This is a genomic window from Laspinema olomoucense D3b, assembly GCF_025370785.1.
In the GTDB taxonomy this organism is placed as follows: domain Bacteria; phylum Cyanobacteriota; class Cyanobacteriia; order Cyanobacteriales; family Laspinemataceae; genus Laspinema; species Laspinema olomoucense.
Genome location: NZ_JAMXFA010000023.1, coordinates 81,378 through 97,627 on the forward strand (window position 1 = coordinate 81,378; position 16,250 = coordinate 97,627).

Annotated in this window: 12 protein-coding genes; 8 read left to right on the forward strand and 4 right to left on the reverse strand. The window is 49.5% G+C overall.

Annotation, left to right across the window (positions count from 1 at the left end; translation table 11 throughout):
- Positions 1-134: 134 nt before the first annotated feature.
- Positions 135-926, forward strand: a complete 792-nt coding sequence (locus NG792_RS17520) for an SDR family NAD(P)-dependent oxidoreductase (RefSeq protein WP_261236222.1) — start codon at positions 135-137, stop codon at positions 924-926.
- A 16-nt stretch (positions 927-942) separates the two neighbouring features.
- Here NG792_RS17520 and NG792_RS17525 read toward each other — a convergent pair whose 3' ends face one another.
- A complete protein-coding gene (locus tag NG792_RS17525; RefSeq protein WP_261236223.1) occupies positions 943-1,887 on the reverse strand; it encodes a glycosyltransferase family 2 protein in 945 nt (314 codons plus the stop codon).
- A gap of 6 nt (positions 1,888-1,893) precedes the next feature.
- Complete coding sequence (locus NG792_RS17530; RefSeq protein ID WP_261236224.1) at positions 1,894-2,907, reverse strand: Npun_R2821/Npun_R2822 family protein; 1,014 nt, start codon at positions 2,905-2,907, stop codon at positions 1,894-1,896.
- 133 nt (positions 2,908-3,040) lie between these two features.
- Here NG792_RS17530 and NG792_RS17535 point away from each other — a divergent pair, with 133 nt between their 5' ends.
- From NG792_RS17535 to NG792_RS17550, 4 genes are all read left to right on the forward strand, one after another.
- On the forward strand, positions 3,041-4,288 hold the full coding sequence (locus tag NG792_RS17535; protein ID WP_261236225.1) for a glycosyltransferase family 4 protein: 1,248 nt from the start codon (positions 3,041-3,043) through the stop codon (positions 4,286-4,288).
- Positions 4,289-4,380: 92 nt separating this feature from the next.
- On the forward strand, positions 4,381-6,846 hold the full coding sequence (locus NG792_RS17540) for a tetratricopeptide repeat protein (RefSeq protein WP_261236226.1): 2,466 nt from the start codon (positions 4,381-4,383) through the stop codon (positions 6,844-6,846).
- 530 nt (positions 6,847-7,376) lie between these two features.
- On the forward strand, positions 7,377-8,258 hold the full coding sequence (locus NG792_RS17545) for an ABC transporter permease (RefSeq protein ID WP_261197198.1): 882 nt from the start codon (positions 7,377-7,379) through the stop codon (positions 8,256-8,258).
- Positions 8,259-8,393: 135 nt separating this feature from the next.
- Positions 8,394-9,302, forward strand: coding sequence for an ROK family protein (locus tag NG792_RS17550; protein ID WP_261236227.1), 909 nt, complete (start codon positions 8,394-8,396; stop codon positions 9,300-9,302).
- Positions 9,303-9,372: 70 nt separating this feature from the next.
- On the opposite strand, the gene NG792_RS17555 is transcribed toward NG792_RS17550, so the two are convergent.
- Both NG792_RS17555 and pyrG read right to left on the reverse strand, forming a co-directional pair.
- The gene (locus NG792_RS17555; protein WP_261197200.1) at positions 9,373-9,798 is read right to left on the reverse strand and encodes a hypothetical protein; all 426 of its coding nucleotides are present in this window, start codon (positions 9,796-9,798) and stop codon (positions 9,373-9,375) included.
- Between the two features lie 49 nt (positions 9,799-9,847).
- A complete protein-coding gene (gene pyrG / locus NG792_RS17560; RefSeq protein ID WP_261197201.1) occupies positions 9,848-11,509 on the reverse strand; it encodes a CTP synthase in 1,662 nt (553 codons plus the stop codon).
- Between the two features lie 359 nt (positions 11,510-11,868).
- On the opposite strand from pyrG, the gene NG792_RS17565 reads away from it, so the two are divergent.
- From NG792_RS17565 to NG792_RS17575, 3 genes are all read left to right on the forward strand, one after another.
- A complete protein-coding gene (locus NG792_RS17565) occupies positions 11,869-12,975 on the forward strand; it encodes a DUF1460 domain-containing protein (RefSeq protein WP_261236228.1) in 1,107 nt (368 codons plus the stop codon).
- A gap of 86 nt (positions 12,976-13,061) precedes the next feature.
- Positions 13,062-14,822, forward strand: a complete 1,761-nt coding sequence (locus tag NG792_RS17570) for an N-acetylmuramoyl-L-alanine amidase (protein ID WP_261236229.1) — start codon at positions 13,062-13,064, stop codon at positions 14,820-14,822.
- Between the two features lie 283 nt (positions 14,823-15,105).
- A complete protein-coding gene (locus tag NG792_RS17575; RefSeq protein WP_261236230.1) occupies positions 15,106-16,143 on the forward strand; it encodes a tetratricopeptide repeat protein in 1,038 nt (345 codons plus the stop codon).
- Positions 16,144-16,250 lie beyond the last annotated feature (107 nt).

Here is a 16,250-nt window from a genome sequence, read left to right on the forward strand (position 1 = left end):
GATAGGGGAGATAGGGGAGGTGGGGGAGATAGGGGAGATGTTGGTAGTAACGACTTGCTGTCGTTTCCCTCCCCTGCTTCATCAGTTCACAAACAACAAATGACAAATGACAAACAACAAATGACAAACAACAAATGACCAAAAGTAGAGTTGCGGGAAAAGTGGCTTGGGTTACGGGTGGGGGTTCAGGAATTGGACGGGCAACAGCGATCGCCTTGGCACAAGAAGGTGCAAAGGTGGCAGTTACTGATATCGATGGAGAAAAAGCGGCAAAAACAGCACAAGAAATTCGGGAAAAGGGATATCTAGCCCTGTCCTTTCAACTGGATGTTACCGATGAAAATCAATGGCAACAAGGATTAGATTTAATAGTAGCCCAATGGAGTCAATTAGATGTTTTAGTCAATAATGCTGGCATCTCCCTCGCCCAGTCTATTACTGACATGAACTTAGCCCAATGGCGGCAAGTGATATCCGTAAATTTAGATGGCGTATTTTTGGGGACAAAATATGGGATAATCGGCATGAAGCAAGGTAAGGGCGGCAGCATTATTAACGTTTCCTCCGCCTCCGGACTGAAAGCCACCCCAGGGGCTTCAGCTTATGCTACCAGTAAAGCAGGTGTGCGCTTATTTTCCAAATGTGCCGCCCTAGAAGCTGCTCAAACTGAACCCCGGATTCGGGTGAATACAGTGCTACCCGGTGGCGTCATGACACCCATGTGGTCGAGGATGGAAGGGTGGGAAACCTTTAAATCCCAAGCTGGAGGAGAAGCAGAATTATGGGAGAAGTTAGCCCAAGATACCCCTTTAAAACGGTTCGCGCACCCCGAAGAAATTGCTCTAGCAATTCTGTATTTAGCATCGGATGAATCGCAATTTGTAACGGGAGCAGAATTAGTAATTGATGGGGGATTTACCGCGTAAATTTTAGCTTGTTTTTTTATTTCATTTGTCGCAGGGTCTTAAACGCTAGTCCTCTCAACCCCAGGGGTAATGCGGAGAGTGTTAAGCCGAGATAAGCCTTGGCGGGAGCGAATGATTTTCCTTGGCGGAGTAAGTGACGACCTTTTTCAGTGTCGCCAGTTTCGACTAAGCGCAATCCTAACAGTAACTGACTTTCTCTTAACCGCGACTGCCGAATCGATTCTAATTCTGGGGAGTCAAACTGATAGGTTTCCAAATATTGAATTTTATCCCCTAAATAAGGAATAGCACGATTCAGTCCTTGCTGTCCCTCATGGACCCGATATTCCATTAATAATTCGGGGAGATAATATCCCCTTTTTCCGGATAAGGCTAGACGCACAAACAAATCATTATCTTCACAATTTTGCAGATTAGGACGCATATAGCCGACATCTAATAATGCCGATCGCCGAAATAAAGTCGCACCAATTTGGAAACTTTGCTTAACAAAGACGACTTCTAGCAAATTCTCCACGGGACCTGCTGATAATTCCCCACGTCCCCATCGCTGAGAGTTCTGTTCCGTTTGGGTTTCCTGTCGCTGGTTGTGGATGTCAATAATCCAATGATCGGTTCCCACAAAATCTAAGGTAGAATCTTGGTCCAAAATTGCTATAGTCTGAGACAGAAACTCAGGGGTTAGGCGATCGTCATCGTCGAATTTAATAAAATAATCCCCGGTTGCGGCTTCAAATCCCGATCGCATATTGTTGCTTTTGCCGATATTCTGGGGATGGCGCAGGTAGCGAACCCGGCGATCGCTTAATTTGTCCATCAATTTGGGAGTTTCATCCGTGGAACCATCATCACAGACGATTAACTCAAAGTCGGTGTAAGTTTGGCTCAAGACACTTTCAACTGCCACCGGCAACAGTTCAACGCGGTTATAGGTGGGAATGCAGACGCTAACTTTTGGCATCTAAATTTAATTAACTAACTTCTTTTTAATTTTAGTAATCGTTTTTTGAATAAACCGATTCGTTTTCACCCCTAAACTGGGCTTTTTTAACTCCGAGGGCTTCTGATCCGGTTGTTTAAGAAAGCGATAGTATAAAAACAGGTCTTGGTGATAGAGATTGACATCTTCGCCCTGACATAACCGAGTAAAATCTATGGAGGGATAGTTCATGTAGTGAATTCGATGAATCGGTTTTAAGCCTTCTTGGTTGTACAATACCTTGTCTTGTTCAATAAACTTATCGGCATCGGCACAGTTGCCAGTTCGGTCTTGAGGGTTGGGGCTGAGGGTAAAGTTAAATAAAGAGCGATCGCCCCATAGAGTCATATAAGAAAAGAGAAAGGCTTCACTGATTCCTCGAAGCCAGGTGACTTCGTTTTGGTTGATCAGTCTGTCTTGAATATAAGCCAGTTCTTCCGCGTTAAAAAAGCCCCGTTTGGAACCCCAAAAGCTACTACAATGGAGCTTAGGCCGTAACTCTTCAATTGGAAAAATCCCTGATTTTTCAACAGCTTTCAAATCCAAAGCTGCCACTTCTATCGGCTTCTTATGTTCCCAATCATCAAACACAAAATCGTAAGTATCCAGTTTAGCAAAGACCCGATCCAGGGAATGCATCGCTAAACAGTCGGCATCATAGACCACAAATTTATCAAACGGTCCATCAAATGCTGCATAGCGTCTTTGAAATCGCACGCGCATAGCCGCCAAAGCCGCAAAGCGTTTTTGTTGAGCTAAAGGATGAGCTGACCAGACCTCACGGGCAAAGTTTTCCCAGCGCTGGATGGACTCATGGTTATCGTAAAGGGAAACATTATCTCGGGTGGCTATTTCCTGTTTAAGGCGAGTGAGACGATCATCGTAAGGAATAATACAAATGGGAATATCTGTACCAATATTTACCTCAATACTGTTGATTAAAGCTATTACTTGGTCATAAACCACATCATTAGCTAGGGTATAAATACCGTGGGAATTCATCAAGTTTACTCCATGTCCTATAGACAAGTAATCACTTCCAGTGATAACCCCCTGAAACTTGAGGGAGATTTTGAAGGATCTTGAGGATACTCTTTTATTATATGAGTAGTCTAGCTGAGTGATTCATCCTGGTATGAAAATTTTAATGCTTTCTTCCACCTTTCCCTATCCACCCACCCGGGGAGGGACTCAGGTGAGGACGTTTCATTTAATGAAGTATCTAACCCAGCGTCATCATGTGATTTTAGTTACCCAGCGATCGCCCGATGTTACGGAGGAAGAAGTCGAAGGGTTGCGCGGATGCGTCCAAGATGTGGCGATTTTTGCCCGTCCCGCCTTTAGTAGCATGGATGGGGCCTTTTCCAAAGTGAAGCGCTTCGCGAATTTTCTACGAGAGGGGACCCCGCCAAATGTCCTATCGAGTTACTCTCTAAAAATGCAAAATTGGGTTGATCGCTATGTGGAGTCAGCGATCGCCAAGGGTGAAGCTGGCGATTTGGTGATCACCTGTGAACATAGCGTTAACGAGATTTATGTTCGTCCGGAATGGGAGTCCAAAATTGCCACAGTGGTTAATATCCATAGTTCCTTGTATGGAACCTGTCGGCAACTGCTGGAAACCAACACCTCAGAAAAACCCCTGCGCGATCGCCTGCAACTGCCCCTTTTGCAGAGGTATGAACAGCGTTACTGCTCTAAATTCTCCGGGATTGTGGTCACCACCGAAGAGGACCAAAAGCAAATCCTCGACTTAAAACCCCGGGCCAAAATTGCGGCGATCGCCAATGGCGTTGATTTAACGCGATTTCCCCTCAGACAGTTCGATCCGGGGCGGCATCAACTGGTTTTTAGTGGGGCAATGGATAATTTACCCAATATTGATGCAGCCAGATTTTTAGCCTTAGAAGTCTTTCCCTTAGTCCGCCTGCGGTATCCCGATGCCACCCTGGCCCTCGTGGGGTCCCGACCCGTACCCGAAGTCCAGGAACTGGCAAACCAGCCCGGAGTAACCGTTACAGGTCAGGTCCCTTCGATCGCCGAATATTTGCACCAAGCCACCGTCTGCGTGATTCCCATGCGAACCGGATATGGAATTAAAAATAAAACCCTAGAGGCAATGGCCGCAGGAACCCCAGTCTTGGCCAGCGATCGCGGATTAGAAGGCTTAACCGTGGAGGGACCCAATGTCCCCTTACGGGCATTACGGGCCAATGAAGTCAACGAATATGTGGCGGCGATCGGACGATTATTCGAGGACCGACGTCTGCGAGACCAATTATCCGTGAATGCCCGACGGTTCGTGGAACAGGATTATACCTGGGAAGTGGCGGGCGATCGCTATGAAACCTTGTTAAGGGAGTTATCCACCAGCAAATCCTGATAGGATGGCATCACTTTCAATTTTCTTTTTCATTCATACTTGGGTCTATCCCCCCGGATAGAAACATATCCCCTTTACCGTTGAAACCTCGGATGAACAACCCTATTCGCAAGCGAGCACCTTTGAGTCCGGCCACAGCAAACCGGCCACTCCCGCACCCAGTGCCGAAGTCGCCTGCTGCGAAATCGCGAACGCGACCCGATAGCGGCGATCGGCTGTCGCCGCCAAGCAAAACGGCCAAAGTCTCCCGATCGCGGAAGGGCGATCGCCCCCTGGAACGCACCCCGGGTAATGGATTAAGTGCGATGGCCGCCATCACCGGCAGTACCACATTATTCTTTTGCGGCGCCTGGTTGAGCGTTCGCCTAATTGTTGATCCCGCCTCCATCAACTGGGTACAATCCTGGTTACCTGCCGCCTCTCAAGTCCCGATCGCCAACAAAGAAGCCCCCCAAACCCTCCAGGCAATCACTGACCAGATTCGAGAAGCGGGACTGATTCCCGCATCCACCCTCTCCCTGGATTCCGAACCCCAGACCTTAAACCCCACCCCCACCAAAGCCCAACAGCAACTCCTAATGCCGGTGATGACAGAGATCCCCTGTTCGGGGACTCCAAAAGCCAACGCCACCCCTTGTCAAGCCTTAGCCGAACTCCGGGTTTATCGTCCCGTCTTCAATCCAAACAATCCCAGTGACCCCCAGCCTTACTATCAACTCCTCAACAAGCTAGAAGTCACCGGACCCGACCCATCCGCCCTCGTTCCCACCTTAACGGACAGCGAAGCCGCCGCCCTGAGCCTTGGCCCTCAACCCCTGACCCGATTAGACCCCTTTGAAAATGCCCCAGAACCGGGAAATTGGTTTAATTTACACAGCGATCGCACCTTCGGCAACCGCCAAATCGCCTACGGCAAAATCATTCACTACAACCCTGAAACCTTTCACCTAAGCGAAATGACCGACTGGGTGAGTCCCGAAGGGCATCTCCCCCAATGGCAGGAAATCAGCGGAGGCGGCGACCCCGAACTGGTAATCGATCGCAGCATCGGCATGGAACCCCAGTTCCAAATCTATCAAATCAAACCCATCCAATTCTTCCTCAACCCCATCGGTCTAGAAGAAATCTCCCTCGTCGAACCCATCCTCACTTCCCGGGCCTACCGAGATGCCCTTCTGCTGGCCAGAAGTCAGTTATGGTCTGCCGCCTGGGAATTAATGGCCTCCCTCAAACAAGACAGTTCCAGTTCAAGCTGGCCCCCAGCCGCCCAAGCCCAACTGGATGTGATCCGGTATCATGCCCAAATCACCCAAACCCAAGCCAACGCCACCGGGATGGAACCCCCCCAGCAAATCCTCACCGCCTTGATCGATGGCAACTGGAAAAAAGCCCTAGAGGTGTATGAGTTGCAGCTTAAACTCGGGGATGAAATGGGCAGCTTGCTCACCGATGAAAAATTTGCCTTGTGGAATCGCATCGAAACCGCAGTTAAAGTGAATCCTGCCCAAGCGGATGCCAAAGCCTGGGGAGCATTGGTCTTAGCCGCCCGCTACAATGACAGCGAAGCCGTTGCCTGGTTGGAAGAACAAGCGCAAAATACAGCCCAACTGCGCGATCGCATTTATAATTTGCTCGATGCCCGCGCCAATGCCAGTACCTACGCCGAAAAACTCAAAACCCATAAAAGCCAAATCATCGGGACCGCCTCCATGCTCTCCCAAGTCAATCCCCAGGACTGGCTTCGCCCCCAAGGCAGTCCCCCCTTAGAACTGCAATCCGGACAAGTCTGGTATCAAGTTCAGGTGAGTGGGTTTAACGACTCCCGTAGCTGGCGACAGGCACCCTTCAAAGATATTAATCTGCCCAAATCCGCCCTGTCCAATCATCTGTGGAAAGAGTTGGGATTGCACAACGACCCCCAGATTCAAATCGGCGTTTGGATGCCGAATGGGGAGCAAAAAACCACCCTGGGGACCGTCAAGGGATTGCGCTTAGTTGGGGGGGACTTACTCCTGCTGACCACCAGTGATGCGATTCCTACACCAGAAATTGGCTCAGGAGTGTCCAAACCCTTGAGTTTGACAGCGGGTGCCTTACAATGGCGATCGCCCGCACCCCAAACCCTCAAACAATTGCACTGGGATGATCCGGAATGGGTTGAGATCCTACTGCCTTCCTTGTGGCAGGAGTTGCAAACTACCGGACAGGTCCCCCAGGGCGCAGTTCCCTCCACGGAACAAATGCTCACTCAACTGGGCGGATGGTTCGTCCAATCCACGGACCTCACCGGCAACAACTTGTCCGAAGCCGTGATCACCTTGCGGAGTGATGCCTTAGTGCCATCCCCTGGATTCTCCCATGCCGCCTACCGGACCCGCACTTTAATTTTTGATGACCAGGGGGCGCTCATTTATAGTGAACTCTCCACCGCAGACAGCCAAGCGATCGCAGGCATTGCCGATCTACCCATTGGCGGACTCCCCGTCTTAGTGGTAGAAGGCAGCAATGGGTATAACTTGCAGCGCTGGTCCAGCGATCGCCAGCGGTTTGAGTTTTAACCAACCAAACACCCGCACCCTGAAGGGTGGGGCTATACGGACAAAGCCCGCCTGCGCGGGCTGTTCAGACCCACCTGCCCCGCACCCTGTTCGCGTAGCGTTCCGTAAGGAAAGGGTCTGGCTCTACGGACAAAGCCCGCCTGCGCGGGCTGTTCAGACCCACCTGCCCCGCAGGCTGAAGCCCGGAGGCTATACGGACAAAGCCCGCCTGCGCGGGCTGTTTATCGTCAAGTTAAGTAGGTTTTTGACAATCGGATTTAGGAGTCTACCAAATCTGAGTCTGAAACGTCGGTTTTCTCTTTTAGCCTGCGTAGGCAGGCTTCGTCCGTATAGCCCCACCCTTTAGGGTGCGGGTTACAGCCAAAAAACGTCGGTTTTCTCTTGTAGCCTGCGTAGGCAGGCTACCCTTCACCGAAGCCGCTAGCGCGTCTACGTCCGCTTTCCTCCCCACCCTTTCCTTACGGAACGCTACGCAAACAGGGTGCGGGTTGTTATAAAATAGCCCATCCCTTACCCATCCACTCCCTTTCATGACTACCCAGAAACTTCGACTGCCTCGATTCATGCGATCGTCCCACGGTCCCAACTTATCCATGAAAATGATGGGAGTGGGATTAGGGATTACCGTGATGTTCGTGTTAATTGCCTTGTTATCTCCCTTGTTGATCTCCTGGGGATGGATAACGGACCCTACGGAATTTCTCAGTCATCCCATCCATGACGCCCCCTCCTGGGACCATTGGTTTGGTACTAATCGCCTCGGATATGATGTGTTCAGCCGGACCTTAATGGGCTCTCGCGTCGCATGGCAAGTGGTGATTTTAGCCACCGCCTTGAGTATGGCGATCGGGGTTCCCCTGGGGTTAGTCAGTGGCTATTTAGGCGGCAAATTAGACCGGACCCTCTTATTCTTGATGGATACGATCTACACCTTGCCTGGATTGTTGCTCTCGATTACCTTAGCCTTTGTCGTCGGCAGAGGCATTTTTAACGCCGCGATCGCCCTGAGTATTGCCTACGTTCCCCAGTATTACCGCGTCGTCCGCAATCACACCGTCAGCGTCAAAACCGAACTCTTTATCGAAGCCGCCCAGGCAATGGGGGCCTCCACCTGGCGCGTCCTCTCCCGCTACCTGTTTTTAAACGTGATTCAAAGCGTCCCAGTCCTCTTTACCCTCAATGCCGCTGATGCCATCTTAATCCTGGGAGGATTAGGCTTCCTGGGATTAGGACTTCCCGAACAAGTTCCAGAATGGGGAAATGACCTCCGTCAAGCCCTCGATGCCTTACCCACCGGCATTTGGTGGACTGCCTTTTTCCCCGGCTGTACCATGACCTTAATGGTAGTGGGATTGTCCCTCTTGGGAGAAGGATTAAACGAATTTGTTAATCCCAAAATGCGGAAGGAATAGCCCGAGAAAGGTCATTTGTCATTTGTCATTTGTCGTTTAGATAAATGACCAACGACCAACGACCAACAACCCATGACAAATGACAAAAAACCAACCCCAAATGACCCAGGACAAATGATTAAGGACAAATAACAAATGACAAATGACAATACCCCCTTTGTTATAGGAATTGATTTAGGCGGGACGGCGATTAAATTAGGACGATTTGAAGCTGATGGAACCTGTAAGGAATCTTGGTCTGTAGATACCCCAAAACCGGCGACTCCAGAGGCTGTATTACAAGTGATCGTGGAGGCGATCGCTCAAGTGGACCCGGACAATCAATGTCGGGCAATCGGGGTGGGGACACCGGGTCCGGTGGATGCCACGGGTAAAATTGCCAAAGTTGCGATTAATTTGGATGGTTGGCAGGATGTCCCCCTGGGTTCATGGTTATCCCAAAAAACCGGCAAACCTGTGATTCTCGCCAATGATGCCAACTGTGCAGGATTGGGAGAAGCTTGGTTAGGGTCCGGGCGTCATTTTCGCAATCTGATTTTGCTCACCCTGGGGACTGGGGTTGGCGGTGCAATTATCCTCGATGGTAAGTTGTTTACGGGCCATACCGGGGCAGCAGGGGAGTTAGGATTGATTACGATTAATTTGTATGGTCCTGACTGTAATAGCGGGAATAAAGGCTCGTTAGAGCAGTATGCTTCGGTGCAAGCGATTCAACGGGCGACTCGGACCACCCCAGAAGAAATAGGTCATGCGGCGCGATCGGGCAACCGGCAGGCGTTGGAGTTTTGGGAAGGGTATGGACATCACCTGGGGGCTGGATTAGCCAGTTTAATGTATGTACTCACCCCAGAGGCGATTATTATTGGCGGTGGAATTAGTGCGAGTGCGGAATTTTTTATTCCAGCAGCGATCGCAGAAATTGAACGCCGGGTTCTGCCGGTTTGTCGTCCCAATTTGCAAGTTTTAGTCGCTGAATTAGGCAATAAAGCCGGTATGGTTGGTGCAGCTAAATTAGCATGGCAAACTATCGAAGATAGCTTGTAGAAAATAGCCCGTTTAAGGTGTCATTTAACGAGCCATTGTAGCAATTGTAGGGTGAGCATTGCCCACCCTACTATCCCGTTAAATCATGACCCGTAGTCTGTTCAATGTAGTCTACGACCTTCTGATAATCATCGGGATTACTTTGAGGATGGATGATAATTCTCATGCCACTATCCGGTAAGAAAAAGGAGATTTTTCCATTTCCCGGAGCGCAACAAAAGGAACTAATTCGATTCAAATCGATATCGTATTCTTCCCGCTCGTAATGAATTTTTACCCAATGAGAGCCGAGGGAGTATTGTCGGGTTTTGTTGATGAAATTTACCACGGTTTGATAAGCCTCGGTATTACTCTGAGGATGAATAACAACAGGAGTGCGACTTTGAGGTAACCAAAAGGCAATTTTTCCGTTTGGCGATCGACAAAAAGCACCGATCCGCGCTAAATCCACGACGTATGTCTCTCTGTCATAAATAAATTTGACCCAATACGTCACAAAACCTCCTCACTCGGCAATTCAATCCCATTTACAGCCCGGTTATCCGTTACGATCGCCCAGGAGTGATGGCAGCAGAAATCTCGGATGAAACCGATGATTCTGCATTATCAGACAGGGAACCTAATGCCGCTTGGATAAAGCCTTTAAACAGGGGATGGGGGTTACTGGGTCGAGATTGAAACTCGGGATGAAATTGGGTAGCAATGAAAAAGGGATGAGAGGGGAGTTCAATAATTTCCACCAGTCGTCCATCGGGGGAAGTGCCACTCACCACGTATCCGGTTTCAATAAAGAGGTTGCGATAAGCATTATTGAACTCATAGCGATGGCGATGGCGTTCATAAATCACCTCTTGTTGATAAACCGAGGCAGCGAGGGTATCGCGAATTAATCGACAGGGATATAACCCTAAGCGCATGGTGCCGCCCAAATCGACCACATCTTGCTGCTCAGGGAGGAGGTTGATAATGGGGTTGCTGGTATCGGGGTCGAACTCTGCGCTGTTGGCATCTGCGAATTTAGCAACGTGACGCGCCCATTCGATCGCCGCGCACTGCATTCCTAAACATAAACCGAGGAAGGGAATCTGCTGTTCCCGCGCATATTGGATCGCCGCGATTTTCCCATCGACGCCGCGAATGCCAAACCCACCGGGAACCAAGACCCCTTGGACATTTTTGAGAAATTTTTCAGATCCATGCGCTTCGATATCTTCGGAGTTGATCCACCGCAGGTTAACCTCGGCCCCAAAGGCGATCGCTGCGTGTTTAATCGCTTCAATGACAGAGAGATACGCATCACTGAGGCGGACATATTTCCCAACAATCGCAATATCAATGGGTTTGCCCTTTCCATACAACCGTTCTACCAGAATTTGCCATTGTTTGAGGTCCGGTTGACGGGGGTCAAGTTTCAGCAAATCTAAGGCTTGTTCGGCCAATCCTTCCCGTTCTAAAATCAGGGGAACTTCATAAATGCTGCTGGCATCTGGCGAGGTAATCACGCACTGCACCGGAACGTCACAGAACTCTGACATTTTTTCCTTGAGTCCCGCAGGCAGAGGGCGATCGCATCGACAGACTAAAATATCCGGTTGGATCCCAATCGATCTAAGTTCCTTCACCGAGTGCTGGGTGGGTTTCGTCTTCATCTCTCCGGCAGCACTAATCCAAGGCACCAGGGTGACATGAATGTACAGGACATTATTGCGCCCAACTTCCTTACGAAACTGCCGAATCGCTTCTAAAAAGGGTTGGGATTCGATATCACCCACAGTTCCACCAATTTCCGTAATCACCACATCCGGATTCGTATTTTTAGCCACCCGTTTGATGCGTTCTTTGATTTCATTGGTAATATGGGGAATCACCTGGACCGTCCCCCCCTGATAATCCCCCCGCCGTTCTTTGTTCAGGACCGCCTGATAAATAGAACCTTGGGTCACGCTATTCAGACAAGACATGGACGTATCTGTGAAGCGTTCATAATGTCCTAAGTCTAAATCCGTTTCAGCGCCATCTTCGGTCACAAACACCTCTCCATGTTGAAAGGGACTCATAGTACCGGGATCAACGTTAATATAAGGGTCCAATTTCAAAATGGAGACAGAATAATCCCGGGACTTGAGCAACCGTCCCAGACTCGCAGCAACGATCCCTTTTCCGATACTGGAAACGACCCCACCCGTTACAAACACAAACTTAGTCATAAAATTTACCCAACGCTGTGATTTACGCGCCTAGATCCTGGGTTCATTGTGCCACATTTTACGGCATGAGTACCCTCGCTCCTGGTCCTAAAACCACGAATCCTAACGGGGGAGGAGAGAATGCCCCATTTTCTATCCCGCTCATCCAACAACCCTTGCTCTGAGGATGTCAGCTTGGCAATGCTCAGCTTATTCTACAGTGAGGAGCTAAACTCCATCATGAAAATTGAAAGATTCAAGGCAGATGTTACGCTGGCACAACCGGGCTTCAAACTAGGACTCTGGGTGCTAGGGTGCAGGGGAATGATGGGGACAAGTTTGGGGAGGGAATCCAGTTGGGGTTGCTCCTTCTGTGGATTGTGCACATCATTAAGATTGGCGATGGGTATGAGCAAATAGAACAGCAAATGAAAAAGTCTAGCAATCGACCGAAACTCTTACCACTGGCAATATTTGGGTCTCTGACGTTACTCCCGGCATTCGGGACCCTAGGGGGGACTGTAACCGGAGGTACACCGCCTAAAACCCCCTCAGCTTTCATGACCGAGGTTGCTGAGGTCCCGATCGCCCAGGAGACTTCTGAACCTCGGGAATTACCCCTGATTGATCCCAATGCTGAGGACCCTGGTGATGTGGAACTCCCGGACCCTGTTGAGGCTGAACCCCAGGACCTCAAGTTTAAAGAAGTCATGCAATGGGCCTCTGCCCAAAATTTGAGCCGTCGCCCACTAAGTGAGATTATCTCCGGGGTGGCGGGGCAATTTATCGGGGCCCCTTACGTAGCCGGTTTATTAGATAAATCTCCAGATGAAACCCTGGTCGTTTCTCTCGCCGGGTTTGATTGTGTATTATTTATAGAAACCGTTCTGGCGATCGCCCGAGGAATTGCCGCACAGGATTACACCTACCAAGGGTTAGAAAATCGCGTTGAAGAACAACGCTATCGCGATGGTAAACTCACCGATTATTGTAGTCGTCTCCACTATTTCTCCGACTGGATTTATGATAATAGCAAACGCGGACTCGTTGAAAATATTACCCAATCCCTCGGCGGGATTCCTCTGAATAAAACCTTGAATTTTATGACCCAAAATCGTCAAAGTTATCCCCAACTCGCCGATGATGGGAATTACGAGTGCATTCGTCAAGTGGAAGCCAAGCTCAAGGATGTTTCTCTCACTTATATTCCCAAAGACCAAATTTCTACCCTTTACGATCGCCTGCAACCCGGAGACATCATCGCCGCCGCTACGGATATCGAAGGACTTGATGTCAGCCATACCGGATTGGTTTATCAATCCAAAGATGGCAAAATGGCATTTATTCATGCTTCTCCTAGTGGACAAGTGACGGTTGCTCCTGATTTACAATCCTACGTCCAAGCGGTGGAAGGTCAAATTGGCATTATTGTTGCCCGTCCCCTAGATACCCGCCCTGAACGTCCAGATACCTTGCCTTCTTTTTAAAGCATTAAAGGGGAAATTGTCCGAATTTCCCGGGTCAATTTCCCCTCTAATGCTTGCCGAGTTCGAGCTAGATTTGACTTACACCCATGCGAAACATTTTTCTATCCACGGCCATTGCATCTATTATGCTCACCACTCCCGCCGCTGCTGAACAACAGCTTTTTGTGGCTTATCCTCCCCCGGAACATAAAACGACCTCTGACCGTATTTTTTTAATTGGAACTGCTGCACCGGATGCGGAAGTTTTAGTCAATGGACAACGAATTGAACGCAGTCCGGCTGGACATTTTGCCCCCAGCTTTCCCTTAGAATTAGGGGAAAATATTTTTACCTTAACCCATCAAACCCAACAACTCCAAATCAAAGTTACCCGGGAGTCGAGTTTGCCGCCGGTTCCTGAAGGAATGGCATTTGTGGAAAGTTCTCTAACGCCGACGGTTGATATTGCCAGAATGCCTGGAGAGTTGATTTGTTTTGGGGCAATTGCTCCCCCGAATGCGACAGTTTCTGTGCAAGTTGGCGATCGCACCATTCCGTTAATGCTCAATCAAGAATCGGTTTCTTTGCCTTCTAATTTAGCAGTATTAACCGGAACGACAGACCCGAATGTTTCCCGGGAAGCGGGTAATTTTGAAGGCTGTACCACTGCACCGCAAAATCCTGCCAATTGGGGTCAACCGACTTATCAATTGTCCCTAAATGGACAAACAAAAACCCAAATGGCAGCGGGTAATATTGAAATTGTTTCCCCGAGTCAAATTACAGTGGCTGAAGTGACTGCCGAAGCAGCAGTGGCACGCACGGGCCCGAGTACCAATCATTCCCGTCTCACACCGTTACCCAAGGGGACTCGCGCCGCAGTGACAGGACGGGAAGGCGAATGGATTCGGTTAGATTACGGGGCCTGGATTAAGGCGGAGGAAGCCCGAATTTTATCGGCAGGGATTCCCCCGCGATCGGCAATTCGGGGTGTGCGATCGCGGCAGGTTCCGGGCTGGACCGAAGTGCTATTCCCCCTGCAAACTGCTGTACCTGTTACCGTCACCCAGGGCGATCGCAATTTTATGCTTACATTGCATAACACTACTGCTCAAACCGATACCATTGCTTTCAACGACGATCCCTTAGTTGAACGGATGGATTGGCAACCCTCCGGTAACGAGCAAGTGCAATATACATTTCATTTCAAACCCTCACATCAATGGGGATACAAATTGCGCTATGAAGGCACAACCCTCATTCTCTCCCTGCGTCATCCCCCCAGCGCCAGCGGCAGTCGCAATCAACCCTTAACAGGGATGACAATTCTCCTAGATGCAGGACATGGCAGCAGCGAGGACCTCGGTGCGCGCGGACCCACAGGTTATCCCGAAAAAGACGTCACCCTGATTGTCTCCAAACTCCTGCGAGATGAGCTACAACAGCGCGGTGCTACAGTCTTAATGACCCGAGAAGGAGATGAAGATTTATGGCCGCAAGATCGCGTTGCTCAAATCGAACAAGACGAACCCCACCTCGCCCTGAGCGTCCATTATAATGCCTTACCCGACTTCGGCGATGCCATAAATACAGCAGGAGTCGGAATGTTTTGGTATCATCCCCAAGCTCATGATTTATCGGTATTTTTGCATAACTATTTAGTGCAGAAATTAAACCGACCCTCCTATGGCGTTTTCTGGAATAATTTAGCCTTAACTCGTCCCACGGTTGCTCCATCCATTTTACTAGAACTCGGGTTTATGATTAATCCCACTGAGTTTGAGTGGATTGTCGATGAACAGGAACAGAAAAAGTTAGCCAAAACCCTGGCTGATGGAATTGTAGAGTGGTACGCCACTACTCGGTAACGTCAGATTCCTCTCGACTTATAGAACCCAAAACCGAGTTTCTGTGACACTTGTCGTTATCATTTCCTAAATTTAGGAAAAAACCCCGGTTTCTCAACCCCTACCCCAGGACCAGAAACCGGGTTTCTGCGACAATTGTCGTTTCATTGCCTAATACCAATTTCATTAATATTTGCTACAGATTTGGTATTAGGTTTAACTTAAGTCTTGATGTTTTATATGTATAATCAAGCTTAAATAGACATTTCAGCATTCTCAATCGGTCATGGAGGTAGCCTCTTGTATGGATTTTGTAGAGACGAGACGAGCGCAAGAATTGAGAGATCGCGCCGTAGAATTGGCGATCGCCGGTCGTGACAGTGAAGCGAGTGCGGTTTTTGCCGAGGCAACTACAGCGACTCGCTCTATTCTTCAAATGTCCAGTCGAGCCATTGCATTGTGCGAGTTAGCAACAGCATTCCACCGCGCCAACCGTCATGATGAAGCAAAGGCGCTGTTTGCCGAAATTCCTCAAATCGCCCAGTCCCTTTGGCCTGCTTCCAGTCAAGAAAACGTTCTGAGCGAGCTAGTAGGAGCGTTGGCACAAGCGGGAGAATTTGTCGAAGCTGCCTCTGTTGCGGCTTCTTTAAAGGGGGAAGGTGAGCGCGTCAAGGCGCTGCGGAGTTTGGCGACTGCCTTGACTCAAGCGGGAAAGTTTGAGGAAGCGGCAAATGTGATCCGTTCGATTACCAAGGGGAGTGAGCGCGTCCGTGGGTTTTTAGAGTTGGCTGTCGCATTGGAGAGTTGCGATCGCCCAGATCAAGCCAGCGCGATGTTCACCGAAGCCACCTCGGCAGCTCGTTCTTTGAAGTTTTTATCGGTTTATTCTCTACTTGAGGTGGTGAAAACCCTGGAGCAAGTCAATCGACCCAAGGAAGCGGATGCGGTTTTGACTGAAACCAAAGCGATCGCCTATTCTCTTGGCGATGAGGTGGACCGAGAGAATAGTCTCAACCACCTGGCAAAGGCACTCACACAACTGGGACGTTTTTCTGACGCCGTAGAAGCTGCTCGCTCCATGCGCTATCCGAGTTGGCCGGAAAAGGCGCTCTCTGAAATCGTGGCAGCGCAGGCTCGTTCTGGACAGTTATCTGAGGCCACTGCATTAGCCTACTCGATCCGCGTTGATGGTTATCGAGGGGAAGCACTGAATCACGTGGGTGCAGCACTCAAGTTAGCCAATCGGGATGCTGAAGCAAGTGCGATTCTCGCGGAGGCGGAAGCAACTCTGAAAGCTGCATGGAAAGCCCGAGCAGAGGCGCTGCCTGACGAGTTTGATTGAATGTGAGCGGGAGTATTTTCAATCCTGTGATGTCACCTCGTTTCTGCAACAATTGTTGTTGGATTGCCTAACTTTAGGAAAAAAACCCGGTTTCTAACCCCATACCC

Coding starts and splice junctions, on each gene's coding strand:
- NG792_RS17520 (WP_261236222.1), top strand. CDS start 135: ATGACCAAAAGTAGAGTTGCGGGAAAAGTGGCTTGGGTTACGGGTGGG.
- NG792_RS17525 (WP_261236223.1), bottom strand. CDS start 1,887: ATGCCAAAAGTTAGCGTCTGCATTCCCACCTATAACCGCGTTGAACTG.
- NG792_RS17530 (WP_261236224.1), bottom strand. CDS start 2,907: ATGAATTCCCACGGTATTTATACCCTAGCTAATGATGTGGTTTATGAC.
- NG792_RS17535 (WP_261236225.1), top strand. CDS start 3,041: ATGAAAATTTTAATGCTTTCTTCCACCTTTCCCTATCCACCCACCCGG.
- NG792_RS17540 (WP_261236226.1), top strand. CDS start 4,381: ATGAACAACCCTATTCGCAAGCGAGCACCTTTGAGTCCGGCCACAGCA.
- NG792_RS17545 (WP_261197198.1), top strand. CDS start 7,377: ATGACTACCCAGAAACTTCGACTGCCTCGATTCATGCGATCGTCCCAC.
- NG792_RS17550 (WP_261236227.1), top strand. CDS start 8,394: ATGACAAATGACAATACCCCCTTTGTTATAGGAATTGATTTAGGCGGG.
- pyrG (WP_261197201.1), bottom strand. CDS start 11,509: ATGACTAAGTTTGTGTTTGTAACGGGTGGGGTCGTTTCCAGTATCGGA.
- NG792_RS17570 (WP_261236229.1), top strand. CDS start 13,062: ATGCGAAACATTTTTCTATCCACGGCCATTGCATCTATTATGCTCACC.
- NG792_RS17575 (WP_261236230.1), top strand. CDS start 15,106: ATGGATTTTGTAGAGACGAGACGAGCGCAAGAATTGAGAGATCGCGCC.